This window comes from Arthrobacter sp. J156 (genome assembly GCF_056172865.1).
Genome location: NZ_CM149650.1, coordinates 2,275,194 through 2,290,656 on the forward strand (window position 1 = coordinate 2,275,194; position 15,463 = coordinate 2,290,656).

Here is a 15,463-nt window from a genome sequence, read left to right on the forward strand (position 1 = left end):
GGCCATGCAGCCCGAGATCACCGTGTTGACCGCCCCGAACCCGGGTCCCATGACCCTGGACGGAACCAATTCCTACATCCTGCGCGCGCCGGGCTCCGGCTCCACGGTGGTCGTGGACCCCGGGCCGGACGAGGCCGGACACCTCGCCGCGCTCGCGGCGGCCGGCCGCGTCGAGCTCGTGCTGATCACCCACCGGCATCCCGACCACACGGCGGGGATCGACGCCTTCCACGCGCTGACGGGCGCGCCCGTGCGCGCCGCGCTGGACGGGTTCTGCCGGGACGCCGGGCCGCTCGCCGACGGCGAGGTGCTGCGTGCGGGCGGCCTGGCCCTCCAAGTGGTCGCGACCCCGGGGCACACCTCCGATTCGCTGTGCTTCTTCGCCGCCGACGACGGCCCGGGGTCGATGCTGACCGGGGACACCGTCCTGGGCCGCGGGACCACGATCCTGGACTTCCCGGACGGGACGCTGGCCGACTACCTGGCCAGCCTCGACGTGCTCGACGGCTTCGCCGAAGCGGCCCTGCTCCCCGCCCACGGGCCGGCGCATCCGGCCCTGGGCCCCGTCGTCGCCGCCTACCGGGAGCACCGGCTTGAGCGGCTCGAGCAGGTGCGCGCCGCCGTCGCATCCCTCCAGGCGGCGGGCGGCCCGGCCGCGCCGGGCGTCGCCGAGGTGGCCGACGTCGTCTACGCGGACATCGACCCCTCGGTGCGCGGCGCGGCCGAGCATTCCGTGGCGGCCCAGCTGGCCTACCTCTTCGGAGACCGCTAGTTCTTCGCGGCCTCGGCCGCCTCGACGGCGAGCGGGACGAACTCGTCGAGGGCCCACACGAGGCTCAGCGGGTTGGACGCCGAGATCGCGAGCGTGAGCTGGTCATCGCTCGTGGCGATCAGCCCGCCGTTCTTGATGCCCGGGATCTGCCCGATGAGCGGATCGGCGGCGATGGCCTCGTTCGTGGTCCCGGCCGGGACCCAGGTGAAGAAGACGTCCGACTCGAGCTCGTTGGCCCGCTCGGCGGCCCACGGGAAGTAGAACTGCCCCGACGGCGTGTTCTCCTCGACGACCGGCGCCTGCGTCATGCCGAGCGCGGTGAGGAAGCGGGGGCGGTTGTCGCCGCCGGCGTAGACGCTCAGGCTGCCCTCGGTGACCGTGAGGTCTCCCGCGATGAAGGTCGTGTCCTGGAAGACGGGGTTCGCGTCGGCGGCCGCGGCGATCTTGGACTCGACGTCCGCGATGACCTGCCCGGCCTCGGCCGACTTGCCGAGGGCCTCGCCGATGGCCTGCGTGGAGTCCTGCCACTGGGCCGTGTAGTTCTCGGCGAGCGGGCCCACGACGGGGGCGATCCTCGAGAGCTTGTCGTACTCCTCCTGCGTCAGGCCGGAGTAGGGGGCCAGGATGACGTCCGGGGCGACCTTGGCGATCTCCTCGAAGTTGATGCCGTCGGTCGGGTCGTACTGGACCGGGGCGTTCTCCGAGCCGATCGGGGCGCCGAGCTCCTCGAGCCTGGCGTCCTTCCAGTCGGTCGAGCCGTTCTCGTTCTGTCCCCAGATGTCCAGGTCCATGCCGGCGGGAACGACGCCGAGGGCCAGCGCGATGTCCGCATTGACCCACGAGACCGTGGCGACGCGCTCCGGCTGGGCCTCGATGACGGTCTCGCCGTAGAGGTGCTCGATCGTCACGGGGAAGGCGTCGGCCGCGGGCGCGGTCGTGCCGGGATCGGCGTCCGTGGAACCGCAGGCGGAGGCGCCGAGGACGACGGCGGCTGCGGCGGCGATCAGGGACGCGCGGCGGGTGATCTTCATGGGAGTCCTTTGGGTGTTGGGGTGGGTCGGAACGCGAACAGGGAATGACCCGCTTGGTAAGGTTAGCCTTGCAGAACCTCATGACGCAAAGGTCTCCTACCGTATTGTGGCGCGCGCAACACCCGGCGGCGCGTTACAGTCGGCATCATGACGATCCGCGAGCGGCATCCCGAAGCACACTTCACCCACGTTCCGCAGGCCACTGCGCTCGTCACGGGCGCCACGGCGGGGATCGGCGCGGAGTTCGCCCGGCAGCTGGCCTCCCAGGGCCACGCCCTGGTCCTCGTCGCCCGCGACGCCGCGCGCCTCGAGTCCTCCGCCGCATCGCTGCGGAGCCGCTTCGCCGTCCCGGTCGAGACGATCACGGCGGATCTGCTGACGGACGACGGCGTGGAGGCGGTCGCCCGGCGCCTCGCCTCGGTGGACTCCCCCGTCGCGCTCCTGGTCAACAATGCGGGTCACGGACTGCGCGGCAATTTCGCGGACAACGAGCTCTCCGACGAGCTGGACCTGCTGCGCATCCACACGCAGGCCCCGCTCGTCCTGGCCCACGCCGCGCTGCGCGCGATGGGCGCCGCGGGCGGCGGGCGGATCATCAACGTCGCGTCGATGGCGGCGTTCACCCCGCACGGCACCTACTCGGCCGCCAAGGCGCTCATGGTGTCCTTCAGCCGCTGGGCCAACGAGTACTACCGCCCCCGCGGCATCACGGTCACCGCGGTGTGCCCGGGGTACGTGCGCACCGAGTTCCACGAGCGGATGAGGCTCGAGCACCTTCGCGTCCCCCGCTTCGCGTGGCTGCAGCCGGACGAGGTCGTCCAGGCGGGGCTCGCCGACGCGGCGGCCGGCCGCGCCGTCTCCATCCCGACCCTGCGCTACAAGGCGGGAGCGGTCCTGGCCCGGCTCCTGCCCGACGCGCTGCTGGCCCGCGTGGGCCGCGGTTGACGGCCCACGCGAGACAGGTCCCTAGTCCCTAGCCGACCGTCAGCGAGGTGTCGTCGATGCGGAACAGCGTGGCGAGCGAGCCGTCCTCGACGCCGCGGAAGCGGATCGTGACCGTCTGGCCCTTGTAGGCGTTCAGGTTCACGGTCTTGAGCGAGTAGCCGCTGGACTTGTCCAGGTTGGAGAAGGCCGCGACGGTCGTCGTCGTGGATCCAGAGACGACCTGCACCGAGAGGGTGTCGTACTTCATCGACGCCGTCGTCTCATTCGAGAGCACGTGCAGGTGGAAGCCGAGCTGCGCGGTGCCCGTGCCGGACGGGACGGCGACCTGCTGGTCCAGGGTGTAGGTGTTGGCGTTGCCCCAGCCGTTGAGGCCCGCGAAGCGCGTGCCGGTGCGGGCGGCCGAGCCGGACTCGAAGGTGTCGGCGTGACTCGAGGTCCAGCCGGTGGAGCCGGACTCGAAGCCCGGGTTCTGCAGGAGCTGGCCGGTGCCCGGAGTGGGGTTGCTCCCGCCGCCCAGGGCGTTCATGACCTTGGCGGCGTCGACCAGGCCGGCGCCGCAGCCGATCGTGCAGCCGCCCGGCATGGCGCGCGTCCCGTTCTTGAGGGCCGTCTCGACGGCGGCCGGGGTGAGCGAGGGGCTCTTGGCCTTCATCATCGCCACGATGCCGGCGACGTGCGGGGTGGCCATCGAGGTGCCCTGGTAGAAGGCGTAGCCCTGGCCGGCCGGCACGGTGGAGCCCGTGTTCACGGTGGAGAGGATGCCGCCTCCGGCCACGCGGGTGTCCCCGCCGGGCGCGGTGACGTCGATCGCCGACCCGAAGTTGGTGAAGTAGGACGGGCCGCCGGAGGGGTTGGAGGAGGCCACGGTGACCACGTTGTTGCAGTTGGCCGGACGGACGTTGGCCGCGTTCTGCGCCTCGTTGCCGGCCGCGACGACCACGGTGGTGCCGCGCGAGACGGCGCCGTTGATCGCGTTCTGGTAGGTCGTGCCGCAGGCCCCGCCGCCGCCCAGGGACATGTTGATCACGTGGGCCGGGTTGGGGTTGGCGGGGACGCCGGAGACCGCGCCGCCGGAGGCCCACGTGATGGCGTCGGCGATGTCGGAGAGCATGCCGCCGCACTTGGCCAGGACGCGGACGGGGACGATCTTCGCGTCGGGGGCCGTGCCGGCGACGCCCGTGGAGTTGTTGCTCACGGCGGCGACGGTGCCGGCGACGTGGGTGCCGTGCCACGAGGAGGAGCCGCCCTGCGAGGATCCGCACTCGCCGGCGTTGTACCAGTCGCCCTCGTCGAGGGGATTGTTGTCGCGCCCGTTGCCGTCGCGGGCCGCGGCGGGATCGGAGACGAAGTCGTAGCCGGGCAGGACGTTGGCGTTCAGGTCGGCATGGGAGGTGATGCCCGTGTCGAGCACCGCCACGACGCTGCCGGCGCCGCGGGAGACGTCCCAGGCCGCCGGCATCCGCAGCCCGTTCGCCCCGTGGTAGCCCCACTGCTCGCCGTAGCGCGCGTCGTTCGGCGTCCAGGAGATGGTCATCCGGGCGTCCGGCTCGACCGATTCGACGAGCCCGCTCGCGGCGAGCTCCTGCATGAACTCCTTCGACGCGGCGGCGTCGAGGGGCTTGTCCGCCTTGATGACGAACCCGCCCGTGGACAGGGCCCGCAACTCCTTGACCGAGGTGCCGGCCCCGCGGGCGGCCTTGCCCCAGGCCTTGGCGCGGCCTTCCCTGGCCGCGGAGGACGGCGCGTCCTTGTAGTTGACGATGAACTGCTCGTAGCTCTCCCCGGGCTCGACGGCACCGAGGGCGACGCCGGCCGGCGCCGCGGCGACGGGGAGGGTCGGGGCGGGTGCGGCGGCCGCGGGGGCGAGGGCGCCCGACGTCAGGCCCGCGGCGCCGACGACGGCTGCCGCCGACAGGGCCAGGGCACGGGTGAAGCGAGTGGCATTCGATGCCATGGTGCACTCCTTGAAGGTGTCGATGGATGACGGCCGACCGGACGGTGATCAGGCGCCGGCGGGCGCGTACTACGGATCGTAGCCATCGATTGACAGGAATTGAAAGACTTCTCAAGGAAGTATTTGAGAAATTTTGAACGCTTCGGTCGATGTTCCACATAGTTCGTCAAGGCAACCGAAGCCCTCGCTTCAGGAGGTGCGCAGGCGGCGTTCTGCCGGCTAGTAGTAGACGGCCAGCGCCCCGTTCGGCCCGTCGATGACGTGCACCGGGGTGTCGAAGACGCGGGTCAGCACGTCGTCGACCATGATCTTCTCCGGGGGCCCGAACTCGACGACCCGGCCGTCCTTGACCGCGCAGATGTGGTCCGCGTAGTGGCCGGCGAAGTTGATGTCGTGGATGACGATCACCACGGTCTTGCCGAGCTCGAGCGCCGCCTGGCGCAAGTGCCGCATCATCTGCACCGAGTGGCGCATGTCGAGGTTGTTCAGCGGCTCGTCCAGGAGGACGTAGTCGGTGTCCTGGGCCAGCACCATGGCCACGTAGGCGCGCTGCCGCTGCCCGCCGGAGAGCTCGTCGAGGTAGCGGCCCTCCAGCCCGGTGAGGTCCAGGAAGTCGATCGCCCGGCTCACGACGGCCTCGTCCTCGCGGGTCAGCCGGCCCTTCGAGTAGGGGAAGCGGCCGAAGCCCACGAGCTGGCGCACGGTCAGGCGCGTGATGAAGTGGTTCTCCTGGCGCAGGATCGAGACGATCCGGGCGAGGTCCTTCGAAGTCGTGGAGACGACGTCGTACCCGGCGATGGTGATGGTCCCCTCGTCGAGCCCCAGGAGCCGCCCGATCATGGTCAGGAGCGTGGACTTGCCCGCCCCGTTGGGCCCGACGAGGGCCGTGACGCCGCCGGCGGGGATCTCGAGGTCGACGGGACCGATCGCCACGTCGGTGCCGTAGTTCTTCCTGACCTTGCTGAGCGTGATCACAAGCGGCCCTTTCGGAGGATGACGTAGAGGAACACGGATCCGCCGACGAGCTCGATGATGATCGAGACGACGCCTTCGGCGTAGAAGACGTTCCGCATGATGAAGTAGGCGCCGGAGAGCACCACGAACCCGGTGAGGAACGCGATCGGGAAGACGTAGCGGTGGTCGTAGGTATCGGCGAACTGGTAGGCGAGGGTCGCGACGAGGAAGCCGAGGAAGGTCATCGGCCCCACGAGCGCCGTCGAGACGGCCATGAGGATGGAGACGAGCAGGAGCACGCGGATCGTCTCGAAGCGGTGGTTGAGCCCCAGGTTCAGGGTCGCGTCCTTGCCGAGGCCGAGGACGTTCAGGCGCCGCGCCCCGAGGAGCAGGAGCCCGCCGGCCGCGACGCACAGCGGGATCGCGATCGGCAGGTAGTCCGCGTCGGCCTTGGCGATCGAGCCGAAGAGCCGGGCGGTGAGCAGGTCGAACTCGCTCGGGGTGAGGAGGCGCTGCATGAAGGTGGAGACGGAGCCGAGCCCGCCGCCGATGATGATGCCGATCAGGAGCATGATCTGCAGGTTGCCGTAGCGGCCGGAGAGCAGCCAGCCGTAGAGCAGGAGCGAGAGCCCCACCATGAGCGCGACCTGCAGGACGAACTGCCCCGTGCCCCGGAAGGCCACGAGCCCCGCCGCGCCGAGCGCGTAGACGGCCGTGGTCTGCACCGCGACGTAGAGCGACTCGAAGCCCATGATCGAGGGCGTGATGATGCGGTTGTTGGCGACGGTCTGGAAGGAGACGGTGGCGACGGCCTGGCAGAAGGCCACGACCGCCATGACCACGACCCCGAGCGTGCGCCGCTCGGCGATCCGCCAGAAGCCGTCGCTGCCGAACGGCATCGGATTGGCCCAGGCCAGGAGGCCGAACGCGAAGCCGACGGCGAGGACGGCCAGCACGCCGAGGACGATCCAGTAGCGCCGCCGGGCGCGGTGGTCCGGGAACGGCCCGGAGGCGCGTTGCGGTGCGGGTCCGGCCGGGGCCGGCAGGGTGCGCGCCTCAGCCACGGCGGCGCTGCCTCAGCAGGAGGGCGATGAACACGACGGCCCCGACGATCCCGAGGACCAGGGAGACCGGGACCTCGAACGGCATGATGATGGTCCTTCCGACGAGGTCGCAGACGGTCGTGATGGCGATGCCGAGCAGGCAGACCCACGGCAGGTTGGAGCGCAGGTCGTCGCCGCGGAACATCGAGACGATGTTCGGCACGATGAGCCCGAGGAAGGGCAGGTTGCCCACGACGACGGTGACGACGCCGGTCGCGACGGCGATCAGGCCCGTGCCCATGAGGATGATCCGGTTGTAGTTCAACCCGACGTTCGTGGAGATCTCCTCGCCGAGGCCGGCGACGGTGAGCCGGTCGGCGAGCACGAACACGGCCACCCCGACGAGCAGCACGATCCACAGGACCTCGTACTGCCCGCGCAGCACCGACGTGAAGCTCCCGGCGAACCAGATCCCGAGGCTCTGCAGCATGTCGGTCTGCAGGGCGAAGAAGGTCGAGACGGAGCCGACGACGGCGCCGAGCATGATCCCGACGATCGGCACGATGAGCGAGGAGCGCAGCGAGACGCGGCGCAGGAAGAGGAAGAACACCATGGTCCCGACGAAGGCGGCCGCGATGGCGCCGGACATGCGGGCCAGGATGGACGCCCCGGGGAAGAGCACCATGACGGTCAGCAGGCCGAGGCCCGCCCATTCGGTGGTGCCGGTGGTCGTGGGCTCGACGAAGCGGTTCTGGGTCAGCAGCTGCATGACGAGGCCGCACATCGCCATCGCCGCGCCGGCGAGGACCAGGGCGATGGTGCGGGGGATGCGCGTGATGGCGAACATCTCGTTGCCGTCCTCGGCGCCGAAGACGTCGTAGACGCCGGTCGCGAGGGACAGGGCGAGCAGTGCGGCGACGCCGAGGACGCCGAGCAGCAGCTTGACGTCGAAGAGCCGCCCCTTGGCCTGGGCGCGGGGCGCGGTGCTGGTGGTCACGGTGGGGCCGTCCGGGTTCGGTGGGTGCGCGGACGGCCGGCGGCGGGCCCGTGGGATGCGGGCTCCGCCGCCGGCCGGCGGCCGGGCGTGGCTAGTTCTTCGCCTCAAACGCGTCGGCGACGGCGTTGAAGAACTCGGTGTAGGTCTGGATGCCCTCGTTCGTGTAGGTGTCGGCGGGCATGTAGACGATGTTGCCGTCCTTGACCGCGTCGACGTTCTTCAGGGCCTCGGAACCCGCGAGCACCTCATTGGCGGGCACGTAGGCCCCGTCCTCGCTGCCGACGGCGGCGTCGCGGTCCATGGCCAGGATCCAGCCCGGGTTCGAGTCGGCGATGGCCTCGACGGAGATGTCGTCGCCCTGGTGGTCCGTGCTGGACTCGGAGACCTCGAGGGCCGGGGTCAGGCCGAGGATGTCGAAGACCGGGCCGAGGGTGCGGCCGACGGAGGGCGCGGCGTAGCCGATCTCGCCGCCGGAGGTGATGACGGCCATGACCGTATCGTCGGCCTGGTAGGCGGCCTTGGCGCGCTCGATGGCGGCCTCGAAGTCGGCCACGAGCTGCTCGGCCTCGGCCTGCTTGCCGAAGATCTCGCCGAGGACCGTGGTCTGGCGCTTGAGCTCGGCGTCGAACGGCTCGCCGTCGCGCGGGTCGAGGTCGATCACCGTGGCGTCCGGGACGAGCTCGCCGAAGTCCTTGGCGTAGTCGGCGAACCGCTGGCCGTTGATGATGAGGTCCGGCTCGACGGCGACGACGGACTCGAGGTCCGGCTCGCGGTGGTTGCCGAGGTCGACGATCGAGGCGTCCTTCGTGTAGGCGATGGTGTCCGGCATGAGGGCGACGGCGGCGGCGCTCAGCTCGATGCCCCAGTCGGAGAGGGTCTCGAAGGTGCGGTTGTCGGTCGCGACGACGGAGGAGAACGGCGGGGTCAGCGTGTGCGTGCCGGTGTTGTCCTGGACCTCGATCGCCGCGGCGGCGCCGGCATCCTGCGTGGATTCGGTGGCCGGGGCCTGGCCGCCGCAAGCGGCGAGGGAGAGGGCGAGGACGCCGGCGACGGCGCCGAGGCGGAAACGAGAGGCGTTCATGATGTCCTTATCAGCGAGCGGGGCCATTTGGGCACGAAAGCTTTTCTAAATGGCGAAGGCAAGACAAACCTAAGCGTGCCTCCGTTGAGACTTCAAGTGCATCCCTCGACGCCCCGGAGGGCCGCGGCCGGACGCCCCCGGCGACTCCGGAGCCGCGGAATCCGCGCCATCCCGCGGCTGTGGCGACCCCGTCGCGGGGGCCGCGCCCCGGCGTCGTTCCCCGACGGCTGTGGGCCATCTCACGACTGTTACCGGCCCCGGCGGGGCTACTGGCGGGCCGGGCGCCCCGGCGCTAGGCGGGCGGCCGGGGACCGACGGGCTTCGGCAGCGCCTCGGGGTATTTTTCCCGGAGCTCGGCGACGAGCCGCTCGCGCAGCTCGCCGCGCAGGGAGGCGAGGTCGGCGGCGTTGCGGGCGCTGACGAAGATGCTGATCTGCATCATGCCGCCGGCGGCGTCGGCGACGGTGACGGATCCGTGGCGCCCGTCCCAGAGCTCGCTCGCCTCGAGCAGCTGGGAGACCCGGGCGCGCAGCCGCTCGACCGGCGCCTGCCACGTCAGGTCAAGCAGGATCGAACCGCTGAGCTCCGTGGAGCCGCGGGACCAGTTCTCGAACGGGGTCGTCGTGAAGTGCGTCGAGGGCAGGATCAGGCGCCGTTCGTCGGCGAGCAGCACGACGACATAGGTCAGCGTGATCTCTTCGATGCTTCCCTGTTTCCCTTCCACGAAGACGACGTCGTCCACCCGGATCGCGTCGGTGAAGGCCAGCTGGAGGCCGGCGAACACGTTGGAGAGCGTGCCCTGGACGGCGAGGCCCGCGACCACGGAGATCAGGCCGGCCGAGGCCAGGATGCCCGCACCGAGCGCCCGGACCTGGGGGATGAGCAGCAGGATGCCGGCGACGGCGAGGGTGAGGACGACGGCGGTCGCGACCCGGCGCAGCAGACTCACCTGGGTGCGGAGCTTGGAGAGCCGGCGCGGGTTCGGACTCTCGCGGCGGTACTTGGCCAGGAGCGAGTTCTCGACGAGGTGCAGCAGGACGGTCGCGAGCCACGCGATCGCCCCGATGAGGCCCACGAACATGAGGAAGTCGGAGGCCTCGCGCCACGACGCGTCCGGCGCCGTGGCCTGCAGGGCGCTGAGCGCGCCGGCGAAGGACAGCACGAGCGTCGTGGGGATGCGGCAGCGGTTGATGTCCGAGCGCAGCACGGGATGCCGGCTCAGGATCCGGTTCACGATGAACGCGGCGACGTAGCTCACGACGACGGCGGCGAGGACGGCCACGCCGACGGCGATCCACGGCAGCGCCTCGGCGGGCACGCCGCTGGCCTCGACGGAGTCCGTGATCGCCTCGAGCGGTTCGCTTCCCGCGCCGGGGAGCGACGGCAGGGAGGACGGCACCAGGGTCGGGATGTAGGGCATGGCTCCAGCGTTCCACATCGTCGCGGCACTCGGCGAGGAGCGCGGCGGCACCCGTTCCGTGACCTCGGCCACCGCTCCGTGACCGCGGGCCGCCCCGGAGGGCCCGGCGCACCCCGTTCCGCAACCTTCGCGCGCCCCCGTCCGCGACCTGCGCGGCGCCGCGCCCCGCCGTCGTCCGGGGGCACGCCGTGACCCACGGTCACGAAAATGCGGCACTTGGAAAAACCTCTGGCGCGGGACGCGCAGCGGGCGCACCATGGGCACGTCACACCAACCACCCCCTGAGGGAGATGAGCATCATGAAGACCCTTCGAGCCGGAATCGCCAGCGCGCTGCTGGTGGCCGGCCTCGGGCTGGCGCCCATTGCGCCGGCCGCCGCCGCACCCTATTGCGGCATCACGTGGGGATCGCTCGCGGAGACCCGCGCCGCGATGTCCACGGCGCAGCTCACCGGCGTCCGCGCCGGCCGCCACGGCTGCTTCGACCGCCTCGTGTTCGACCTGCGCGGCAAGGCCCGGGGCTACGACGTCCGCTACGTCACGGCCGTCTACACCGAGGGCGAGGGCCGCCGCGTTCCCCTGACGGGAGCCGCCGACCTGCAGATCGTCGTCCGCGCCCCCGCCTACACCCCGGCCGGCCGGCCCACGTACCTGCCGGCGAACCGCAACCAGGCCGTGCCCGTGCCCGGCTACTCCACCTTCCGCCAGGTGGCGTTCCTCGGCAGCTTCGAGGGACAGACCTCGTTCGGGCTCGGCGTCCGCGCCCGCCTGCCGTTCCGCGCGTTCGTCCTGGACGGGCCGGGGACCGGATCCCGGCTCGTCGTGGACGTCGCCCACCGCTGGTAGGCCGCCGACGACGGACCGCACCGCGGCCCGGGCCCCACGCGGGGCCCGGGCCGCGTCATGGAGGTGCCGTGGCGCGCCGGGCGTGCCACGATGCTCCTATGAGCTCCCGCCCGTACCTGCAGGTCGACGTCTTCACCGCCGCCAAGTACCGGGGCAACGCCCTGGCCGTGGTGCTCGACGGCACGGAACTGGACCCCGCGGCGATGCTGGGATTCGCGGCGTGGACCAATCTCGCCGAGACGACGTTCGTGCTGCCGCCCACGGCTCCCGGCGCGGACCTGCGGGTGCGCATCTTCACGACCACGACCGAGCTCCCCTTCGCCGGCCATCCCGTCCTCGGAACCGTCCACGCGTGGCTCGAGTCCGGGGGTGTCCCGGCCCGGCCGGGCGAGGTGGTGATCGAGTGCGGGGCCGGCCCCGTCCCCGTGCGCCTCGGCCAGGACACGGACGGCGAGCGCGTGCTGTCCTTCCAGGCGCCGGCGTTGCGGCGCACGGGCCCGCTGGATCCGGACGTCCTCGAGTGGGCGGTGGCCGGTCTGGGCCTGTCTCCCCACGACGTGCTGGCGCACCAGTGGGTCGCCAACGGGCCGAACTGGGCCGGCCTGCTCCTGCGCGACGCCGAGGCCGTGCTCGGACTCGAACCGGACTTCGCCGCGCTCGCGGGCCTCGAGGTCGGCGTCATCGGCGCCTACGGGGCGCCGGGCAGCGCCGCCGGTTCCTATGCCGGGACGGCGTACGACGACGGGGCGCGCCCCGGGCGTCCCAAGGGCGCCCGGGCGGAGCTCGAGCCGCTCCCGGCGTCCCCTGGTGAAGCGGCCGGCGGGGCCTTCCAGGCGGCCGTCGCCTCGGCCCCGGCCGACTACGAGGTCCGCGCGTTCTGCCCGGGCGAGGGACTCCCGGAGGACCCCGTGACGGGAAGCCTCAATGCGGGCCTCGCCCAATGGCTCATCCCCAACGGCCTGGCCCCCGAGCACTACACGGTGCGCCAGGGCACGCGGCTGGGCCGGACGGGCCAGGTCGGCGTGGCCCGCGACGCGGAGGGGATCTGGATCTCCGGCCGCGCCGTCACGTGCATCACGGGGAGCGTCGAGCTGCCCTGAACGGGAGTACGCTTCCTCCAGTGAGCACAGCCCCCTCCCCCGCGCCGGCCACGGAGCGCGAATCCTGGACCGCCCTCTGGGCGCTCGTCATCGGCTTCTTCATGATCCTCGTCGACTCGACGATCGTCTCCACGGCGATGCCGGCGATCATGCGCGGCCTGGACACCGACATCAACGGGGTCATCTGGGTCAACAGCTCCTACCTCCTGGCCTTCGCCGTCCCCCTGCTCATCACGGGCCGGCTCGGGGACCGCTTCGGCCCCAAGAACGTCTACCTCCTCGGGCTCGCCGTCTTCACGGCCTCCTCGCTGTGGTGCGGGCTCGCCGGGGACGTGGGGACGCTCATCGCGGCCCGCGTCGCCCAAGGGCTGGGCGCCTCGCTCATGACCCCGCAGACGATGACGTTCATCACGAGGATGTTCCCGGCCGAGCGGCGCGGCAGCGCGATGGGCCTGTGGGGCGCCGTGGCGGGCATCGCGACCTTGGCCGGCCCCATCCTGGGCGGCGTGCTCGTCGACACGCTCGGCTGGGCCTGGATCTTCTTCGTCAACGTGCCCGTGGGACTCATCGCGCTGGCCCGCGTGTGGACCAAGGTGCCGCAGCTGCCGCGGCACAGCCACCGCTTCGACCTGCCCGGCGTCGCGCTGTCCGCGGTGGCGATGTTCCTGATCGTCTTCGGCATCCAGGAGGGCAACACCTTCGGCTGGGGCGAGATCGCCCGGGGCGTCACGGTGTGGCACCTCATCGGCGCGGGCGTCGCCGTGCTCGCCGCGTTCCTTCTCTGGCAGCGGCTGAACCGGCACGAGCCGCTGCTGCCGCTCGGGCTCTTCCGCGACCGCAACTTCTCCCTCGCCAACGTCGCGATCGCGTGCATGGGGCTCGCGATCACGGCCATGAGCTTCCCCATGATCCTCTACCTCCAGTCCGTCCGCGGGCTCACGCCGACGCTCTCGGCCCTCATGATCGCGCCCATGGCCGTGCTCGCCGGCGTCCTGGCCCCGCTCGCAGGCCGCCTCGTGAACCGGCTCGACCCGAAGCTCCTCGCGGTGCCCGGATTCCTGCTCTTCGGCGGCGCGATGCTCTGGTACGGCGCCGTCATGGGCCCCGCGACGCCCTACTGGCTCCTGCTCCTGCCTCCCGTCGTGATGGGGCTCGGCAGCGCGCTGATCTGGCCGTCCGTCTCGCTCACGGCGACGCGCGACCTGGGCCCCGCGGAGGCCGGTGCCGGCTCGGGCGTCTACAACACCACGCGCCAGGTCGGCGCCGTGCTCGGATCGGCCCTCATCGCCGCGCTCATGCAATTGCGGATCACGGCGGAGAGCGAGGCCGCCGTGGCCGCCCTGCGGCAGGACGCCGCGGACGGCGCGGCGTCCGTCGTCGTCTCCGCCGAGGGACCGCTCGGGCAGTCCGTCCCGGAGTTCCTGCACGCGGCCTTCAGCACGGCGTTGGGGCAGTCCCTCTTCCTGCCGGGCCTCGTCGCGGTCGCCGCCGCCCTGGTCTGCGTCTTCTTCCGCCGCCCCGGAACGATCTGACACGGGCGATACGCCGCGGAAACGCGTGCGTGACATCGGCGGGCGATGCTGGGTCCATGGTGAGACTCACGGGCCGTTCGGGCCTCAAGCGCCGCGCGTCACCGGCCCATCCCCTGGCCTGCTCCGAGTGCGGGCAGCTGCCCGAGCCGGAACGCGCCCGCCGGACGGTCGCGCTTGTCGCCGCCGTGCTGCCGGTCGAGCTCGCGGTCCACGCGGCCCTGCTGCACCTGCACCTGCCCTTCACCGCCAAGGTCCTGCTGCTCACCATCACGGCGACGGCGCTCGCGATCTGGGTCGCGGAACCCTCGGCGGCGCGGCTGCTGCGCGGGTTCCTCCACGCACCGCACGTGCGCCGCCACGAGGAGCTGCACGCGGCGCAGGCGCTGTGGCGGCTGCGCTTCGGGCTCCCCGACCGGGCCGGGGCGCTCGAGCGGGTGACCCACGAGCTCGCCGTGCTCGACGCCAACATCCTCTCCATCCACGTCCACCCGCTCGCCACCGTGGGGGGCGAGGTCCTCGACGAGCTCGTCGTCTCCGCACCCGCGGGGCTCGCGGAGGCGGAGCTGCTCGCGGCCCTGCGCACCGCGGGGACCCGGCACCCGGCGGCCTGGCCCACGACGCCGCTCTCGCTCGCGGACGCGCAGACGCGCAGCCTGGGCCTCGCGGCACGCGTCGCGGCGGACCCGGACGTGCTGCCCGAGGCCGTGGCCGAGCTGCTGTCGGCGCGCGTGGCGCACGCCGGGACGATCCGCTGCGCCGATCCGGCGTGGGACGGCCGCCCCGCGGGCCCGCCCGGCTCCTTCGCGGCGGACGCCGCCGACGGGGAGGTCCTGCGCCTGCCCACGGCGACGGGCGCCCCGCTCACCGCCTACCGGCCGGGCGAGCCGTTCACGCCGGCCGAGTCCTCCCGCGCCCACCGCCTCGCCGAGCTCGCCGAGGCCGTCGCACACAGCCGCGGCGGGCGTCCCGGGGCGGGGGGCGTGCTAGATTCTCGGGCATGACGGCCCCCTCCGCGATCCCCGAAGACGCCTTGCGCCTGCTCGTGGAGCAGGGTTTCGATGCCACGAGCGTCGACCAGCTCGCGGCCGCGGCGGGCATCAGCCGCAGCACGTTCTTCCGCCGCTACGGCACCAAGGAGGACATGGTCTTCGCCGACCTGGAGTCCGTCCTCGCCGAGCTCGAGCGCACGCTCGCGGCGGCCGGGCCGCACCCGGGCCACGCGGCCGTCGCGGGGGCGCTCGGCGTCTTCGACCACCACGCGGCCCGCCCCGAGGCGTCCCTGCTGCGCCACCGGCTCCTGCAGGAGGTCCCGGCGCTGCGCGACCGCGAGCTCGTGAGCACGCACCGCTACGAGCGCGCCTTCCGCCACGGCCTGGCCGGTGCGTTCCGGCCCGTGGCCGCCGCGGCGGGCGAGGCCGTTCCCCCGGCCTGCATCGCGTTCTGCGCGGGCGTCGTCGCCGTCCACAACGCCTACCTGCGGCGCTGGCTCTCGACGCGCGGTGCGGGCCTGCGGGCCGAGCTCGAGGGCGAGCTGCGCGCGCTGGCCGGCCTCTTCGCCCCGTACTTCGCGGTCCCCGGCTCCGGGGGCCCGGGCTCCGCCGGAACGGCGCCGGACGCGCCGGCGGGACCGCCACCGGGAACGACGCCGGGGCGGGGCCCCGTCGTCGTCACCGTCCTGGACCCCGGCGCGGGGACCGAGGACATCGTCGCCGAGGTCCGGCGGGCCCTCGGCGTGTGACACCGCGTTTCTTGACGTGAAACGCAGTGTCATGGATGCTGGTGGGAGGCA

14 protein-coding genes are annotated in these 15,463 nt (G+C 72.3%); 7 read left to right on the top strand and 7 right to left on the bottom strand.

The features are described from left to right. Positions 1 to 4: 4 nt before the first annotated feature. Positions 5 to 772, top strand: a complete 768-nt coding sequence (locus tag AC0QR5_RS10390) for an MBL fold metallo-hydrolase (RefSeq protein ID WP_329863598.1) — start codon at positions 5 to 7, stop codon at positions 770 to 772. On the opposite strand, the gene AC0QR5_RS10395 is transcribed toward AC0QR5_RS10390, so the two are convergent. Then, positions 769 to 1,803 carry an ABC transporter substrate-binding protein gene (locus AC0QR5_RS10395; RefSeq protein ID WP_329863600.1) on the bottom strand — a complete coding sequence of 345 codons (1,035 nt, stop codon included), beginning with the start codon at positions 1,801 to 1,803 and terminating at the stop codon, positions 769 to 771. The genes AC0QR5_RS10390 and AC0QR5_RS10395 overlap by 4 nt on opposite strands. A gap of 147 nt (positions 1,804 to 1,950) precedes the next feature. Between AC0QR5_RS10395 and AC0QR5_RS10400 the strand changes: the two genes are divergently transcribed. After that, the gene (locus tag AC0QR5_RS10400; RefSeq protein WP_475372467.1) at positions 1,951 to 2,748 is read left to right on the top strand and encodes an SDR family NAD(P)-dependent oxidoreductase; all 798 of its coding nucleotides are present in this window, start codon (positions 1,951 to 1,953) and stop codon (positions 2,746 to 2,748) included. Positions 2,749 to 2,776: 28 nt separating this feature from the next. On the opposite strand, the gene AC0QR5_RS10405 is transcribed toward AC0QR5_RS10400, so the two are convergent. From AC0QR5_RS10405 to AC0QR5_RS10430, 6 genes are all read right to left on the bottom strand, one after another. Further along, on the bottom strand, positions 2,777 to 4,702 hold the full coding sequence (locus AC0QR5_RS10405) for a S8 family peptidase (RefSeq protein ID WP_329863604.1): 1,926 nt from the start codon (positions 4,700 to 4,702) through the stop codon (positions 2,777 to 2,779). Positions 4,703 to 4,921: 219 nt separating this feature from the next. Then, entirely contained in the window at positions 4,922 to 5,677 is a 756-nt protein-coding gene (locus tag AC0QR5_RS10410; RefSeq protein WP_329863605.1) for an iron ABC transporter ATP-binding protein, read from the bottom strand. Then, positions 5,674 to 6,720, bottom strand: coding sequence for an iron chelate uptake ABC transporter family permease subunit (locus AC0QR5_RS10415; protein ID WP_329863607.1), 1,047 nt, complete (start codon positions 6,718 to 6,720; stop codon positions 5,674 to 5,676). The genes AC0QR5_RS10410 and AC0QR5_RS10415 overlap by 4 nt, the downstream gene beginning before the upstream one ends. Then, entirely contained in the window at positions 6,713 to 7,696 is a 984-nt protein-coding gene (locus AC0QR5_RS10420) for an ABC transporter permease (RefSeq protein WP_329863609.1), read from the bottom strand. Before AC0QR5_RS10420 ends, AC0QR5_RS10415 begins: the two co-directional genes overlap by 8 nt. 91 nt (positions 7,697 to 7,787) lie before the next feature. Next, positions 7,788 to 8,777 (bottom strand): siderophore ABC transporter substrate-binding protein, encoded by a 990-nt coding sequence (locus tag AC0QR5_RS10425; RefSeq protein ID WP_430970764.1) that lies wholly within the window; start codon positions 8,775 to 8,777, stop codon positions 7,788 to 7,790. 292 nt (positions 8,778 to 9,069) lie between these two features. Further along, positions 9,070 to 10,197: a mechanosensitive ion channel family protein gene (locus AC0QR5_RS10430; RefSeq protein ID WP_329863613.1), complete on the bottom strand. Its 1,128-nt coding sequence runs from the start codon at positions 10,195 to 10,197 to the stop codon at positions 9,070 to 9,072. Between the two features lie 299 nt (positions 10,198 to 10,496). Here AC0QR5_RS10430 and AC0QR5_RS10435 point away from each other — a divergent pair, with 299 nt between their 5' ends. The 5 genes from AC0QR5_RS10435 (at position 10,497) to AC0QR5_RS10455 (ending at position 15,412) form a co-directional block, all read left to right on the top strand. Then, positions 10,497 to 11,042 (top strand): AMIN-like domain-containing (lipo)protein, encoded by a 546-nt coding sequence (locus AC0QR5_RS10435; RefSeq protein WP_329863615.1) that lies wholly within the window; start codon positions 10,497 to 10,499, stop codon positions 11,040 to 11,042. A gap of 98 nt (positions 11,043 to 11,140) precedes the next feature. Then, on the top strand, positions 11,141 to 12,142 hold the full coding sequence (locus AC0QR5_RS10440; protein ID WP_329863617.1) for a PhzF family phenazine biosynthesis protein: 1,002 nt from the start codon (positions 11,141 to 11,143) through the stop codon (positions 12,140 to 12,142). A gap of 101 nt (positions 12,143 to 12,243) precedes the next feature. Next, a complete protein-coding gene (locus tag AC0QR5_RS10445) occupies positions 12,244 to 13,674 on the top strand; it encodes a DHA2 family efflux MFS transporter permease subunit (protein WP_475372523.1) in 1,431 nt (476 codons plus the stop codon). 56 nt (positions 13,675 to 13,730) lie between these two features. Next, complete coding sequence (locus AC0QR5_RS10450; protein WP_329863621.1) at positions 13,731 to 14,675, top strand: ACT domain-containing protein; 945 nt, start codon at positions 13,731 to 13,733, stop codon at positions 14,673 to 14,675. Next, positions 14,672 to 15,412, top strand: coding sequence for a TetR family transcriptional regulator (locus tag AC0QR5_RS10455; RefSeq protein ID WP_329863623.1), 741 nt, complete (start codon positions 14,672 to 14,674; stop codon positions 15,410 to 15,412). The genes AC0QR5_RS10450 and AC0QR5_RS10455 overlap by 4 nt, the downstream gene beginning before the upstream one ends. Positions 15,413 to 15,463: the final 51 nt, after the last annotated feature.

What these genes read in the sequence shown, in the direction of transcription:
- AC0QR5_RS10390 (WP_329863598.1), top strand. Translation starts at nt 5, where the DNA reads ATGCAGCCCGAGATCACCGTGTTGACCGCCCCGAACCCGGGTCCCATG.
- AC0QR5_RS10395 (WP_329863600.1), bottom strand. Translation starts at nt 1,803, where the DNA reads ATGAAGATCACCCGCCGCGCGTCCCTGATCGCCGCCGCAGCCGCCGTC.
- AC0QR5_RS10400 (WP_475372467.1), top strand. Translation starts at nt 1,951, where the DNA reads ATGACGATCCGCGAGCGGCATCCCGAAGCACACTTCACCCACGTTCCG.
- AC0QR5_RS10405 (WP_329863604.1), bottom strand. Translation starts at nt 4,702, where the DNA reads ATGGCATCGAATGCCACTCGCTTCACCCGTGCCCTGGCCCTGTCGGCG.
- AC0QR5_RS10425 (WP_430970764.1), bottom strand. Translation starts at nt 8,777, where the DNA reads ATGAACGCCTCTCGTTTCCGCCTCGGCGCCGTCGCCGGCGTCCTCGCC.
- AC0QR5_RS10430 (WP_329863613.1), bottom strand. Translation starts at nt 10,197, where the DNA reads ATGCCCTACATCCCGACCCTGGTGCCGTCCTCCCTGCCGTCGCTCCCC.
- AC0QR5_RS10435 (WP_329863615.1), top strand. Translation starts at nt 10,497, where the DNA reads ATGAAGACCCTTCGAGCCGGAATCGCCAGCGCGCTGCTGGTGGCCGGC.
- AC0QR5_RS10440 (WP_329863617.1), top strand. Translation starts at nt 11,141, where the DNA reads ATGAGCTCCCGCCCGTACCTGCAGGTCGACGTCTTCACCGCCGCCAAG.
- AC0QR5_RS10445 (WP_475372523.1), top strand. Translation starts at nt 12,244, where the DNA reads ATGATCCTCGTCGACTCGACGATCGTCTCCACGGCGATGCCGGCGATC.
- AC0QR5_RS10450 (WP_329863621.1), top strand. Translation starts at nt 13,731, where the DNA reads ATGGTGAGACTCACGGGCCGTTCGGGCCTCAAGCGCCGCGCGTCACCG.
- AC0QR5_RS10455 (WP_329863623.1), top strand. Translation starts at nt 14,672, where the DNA reads ATGACGGCCCCCTCCGCGATCCCCGAAGACGCCTTGCGCCTGCTCGTG.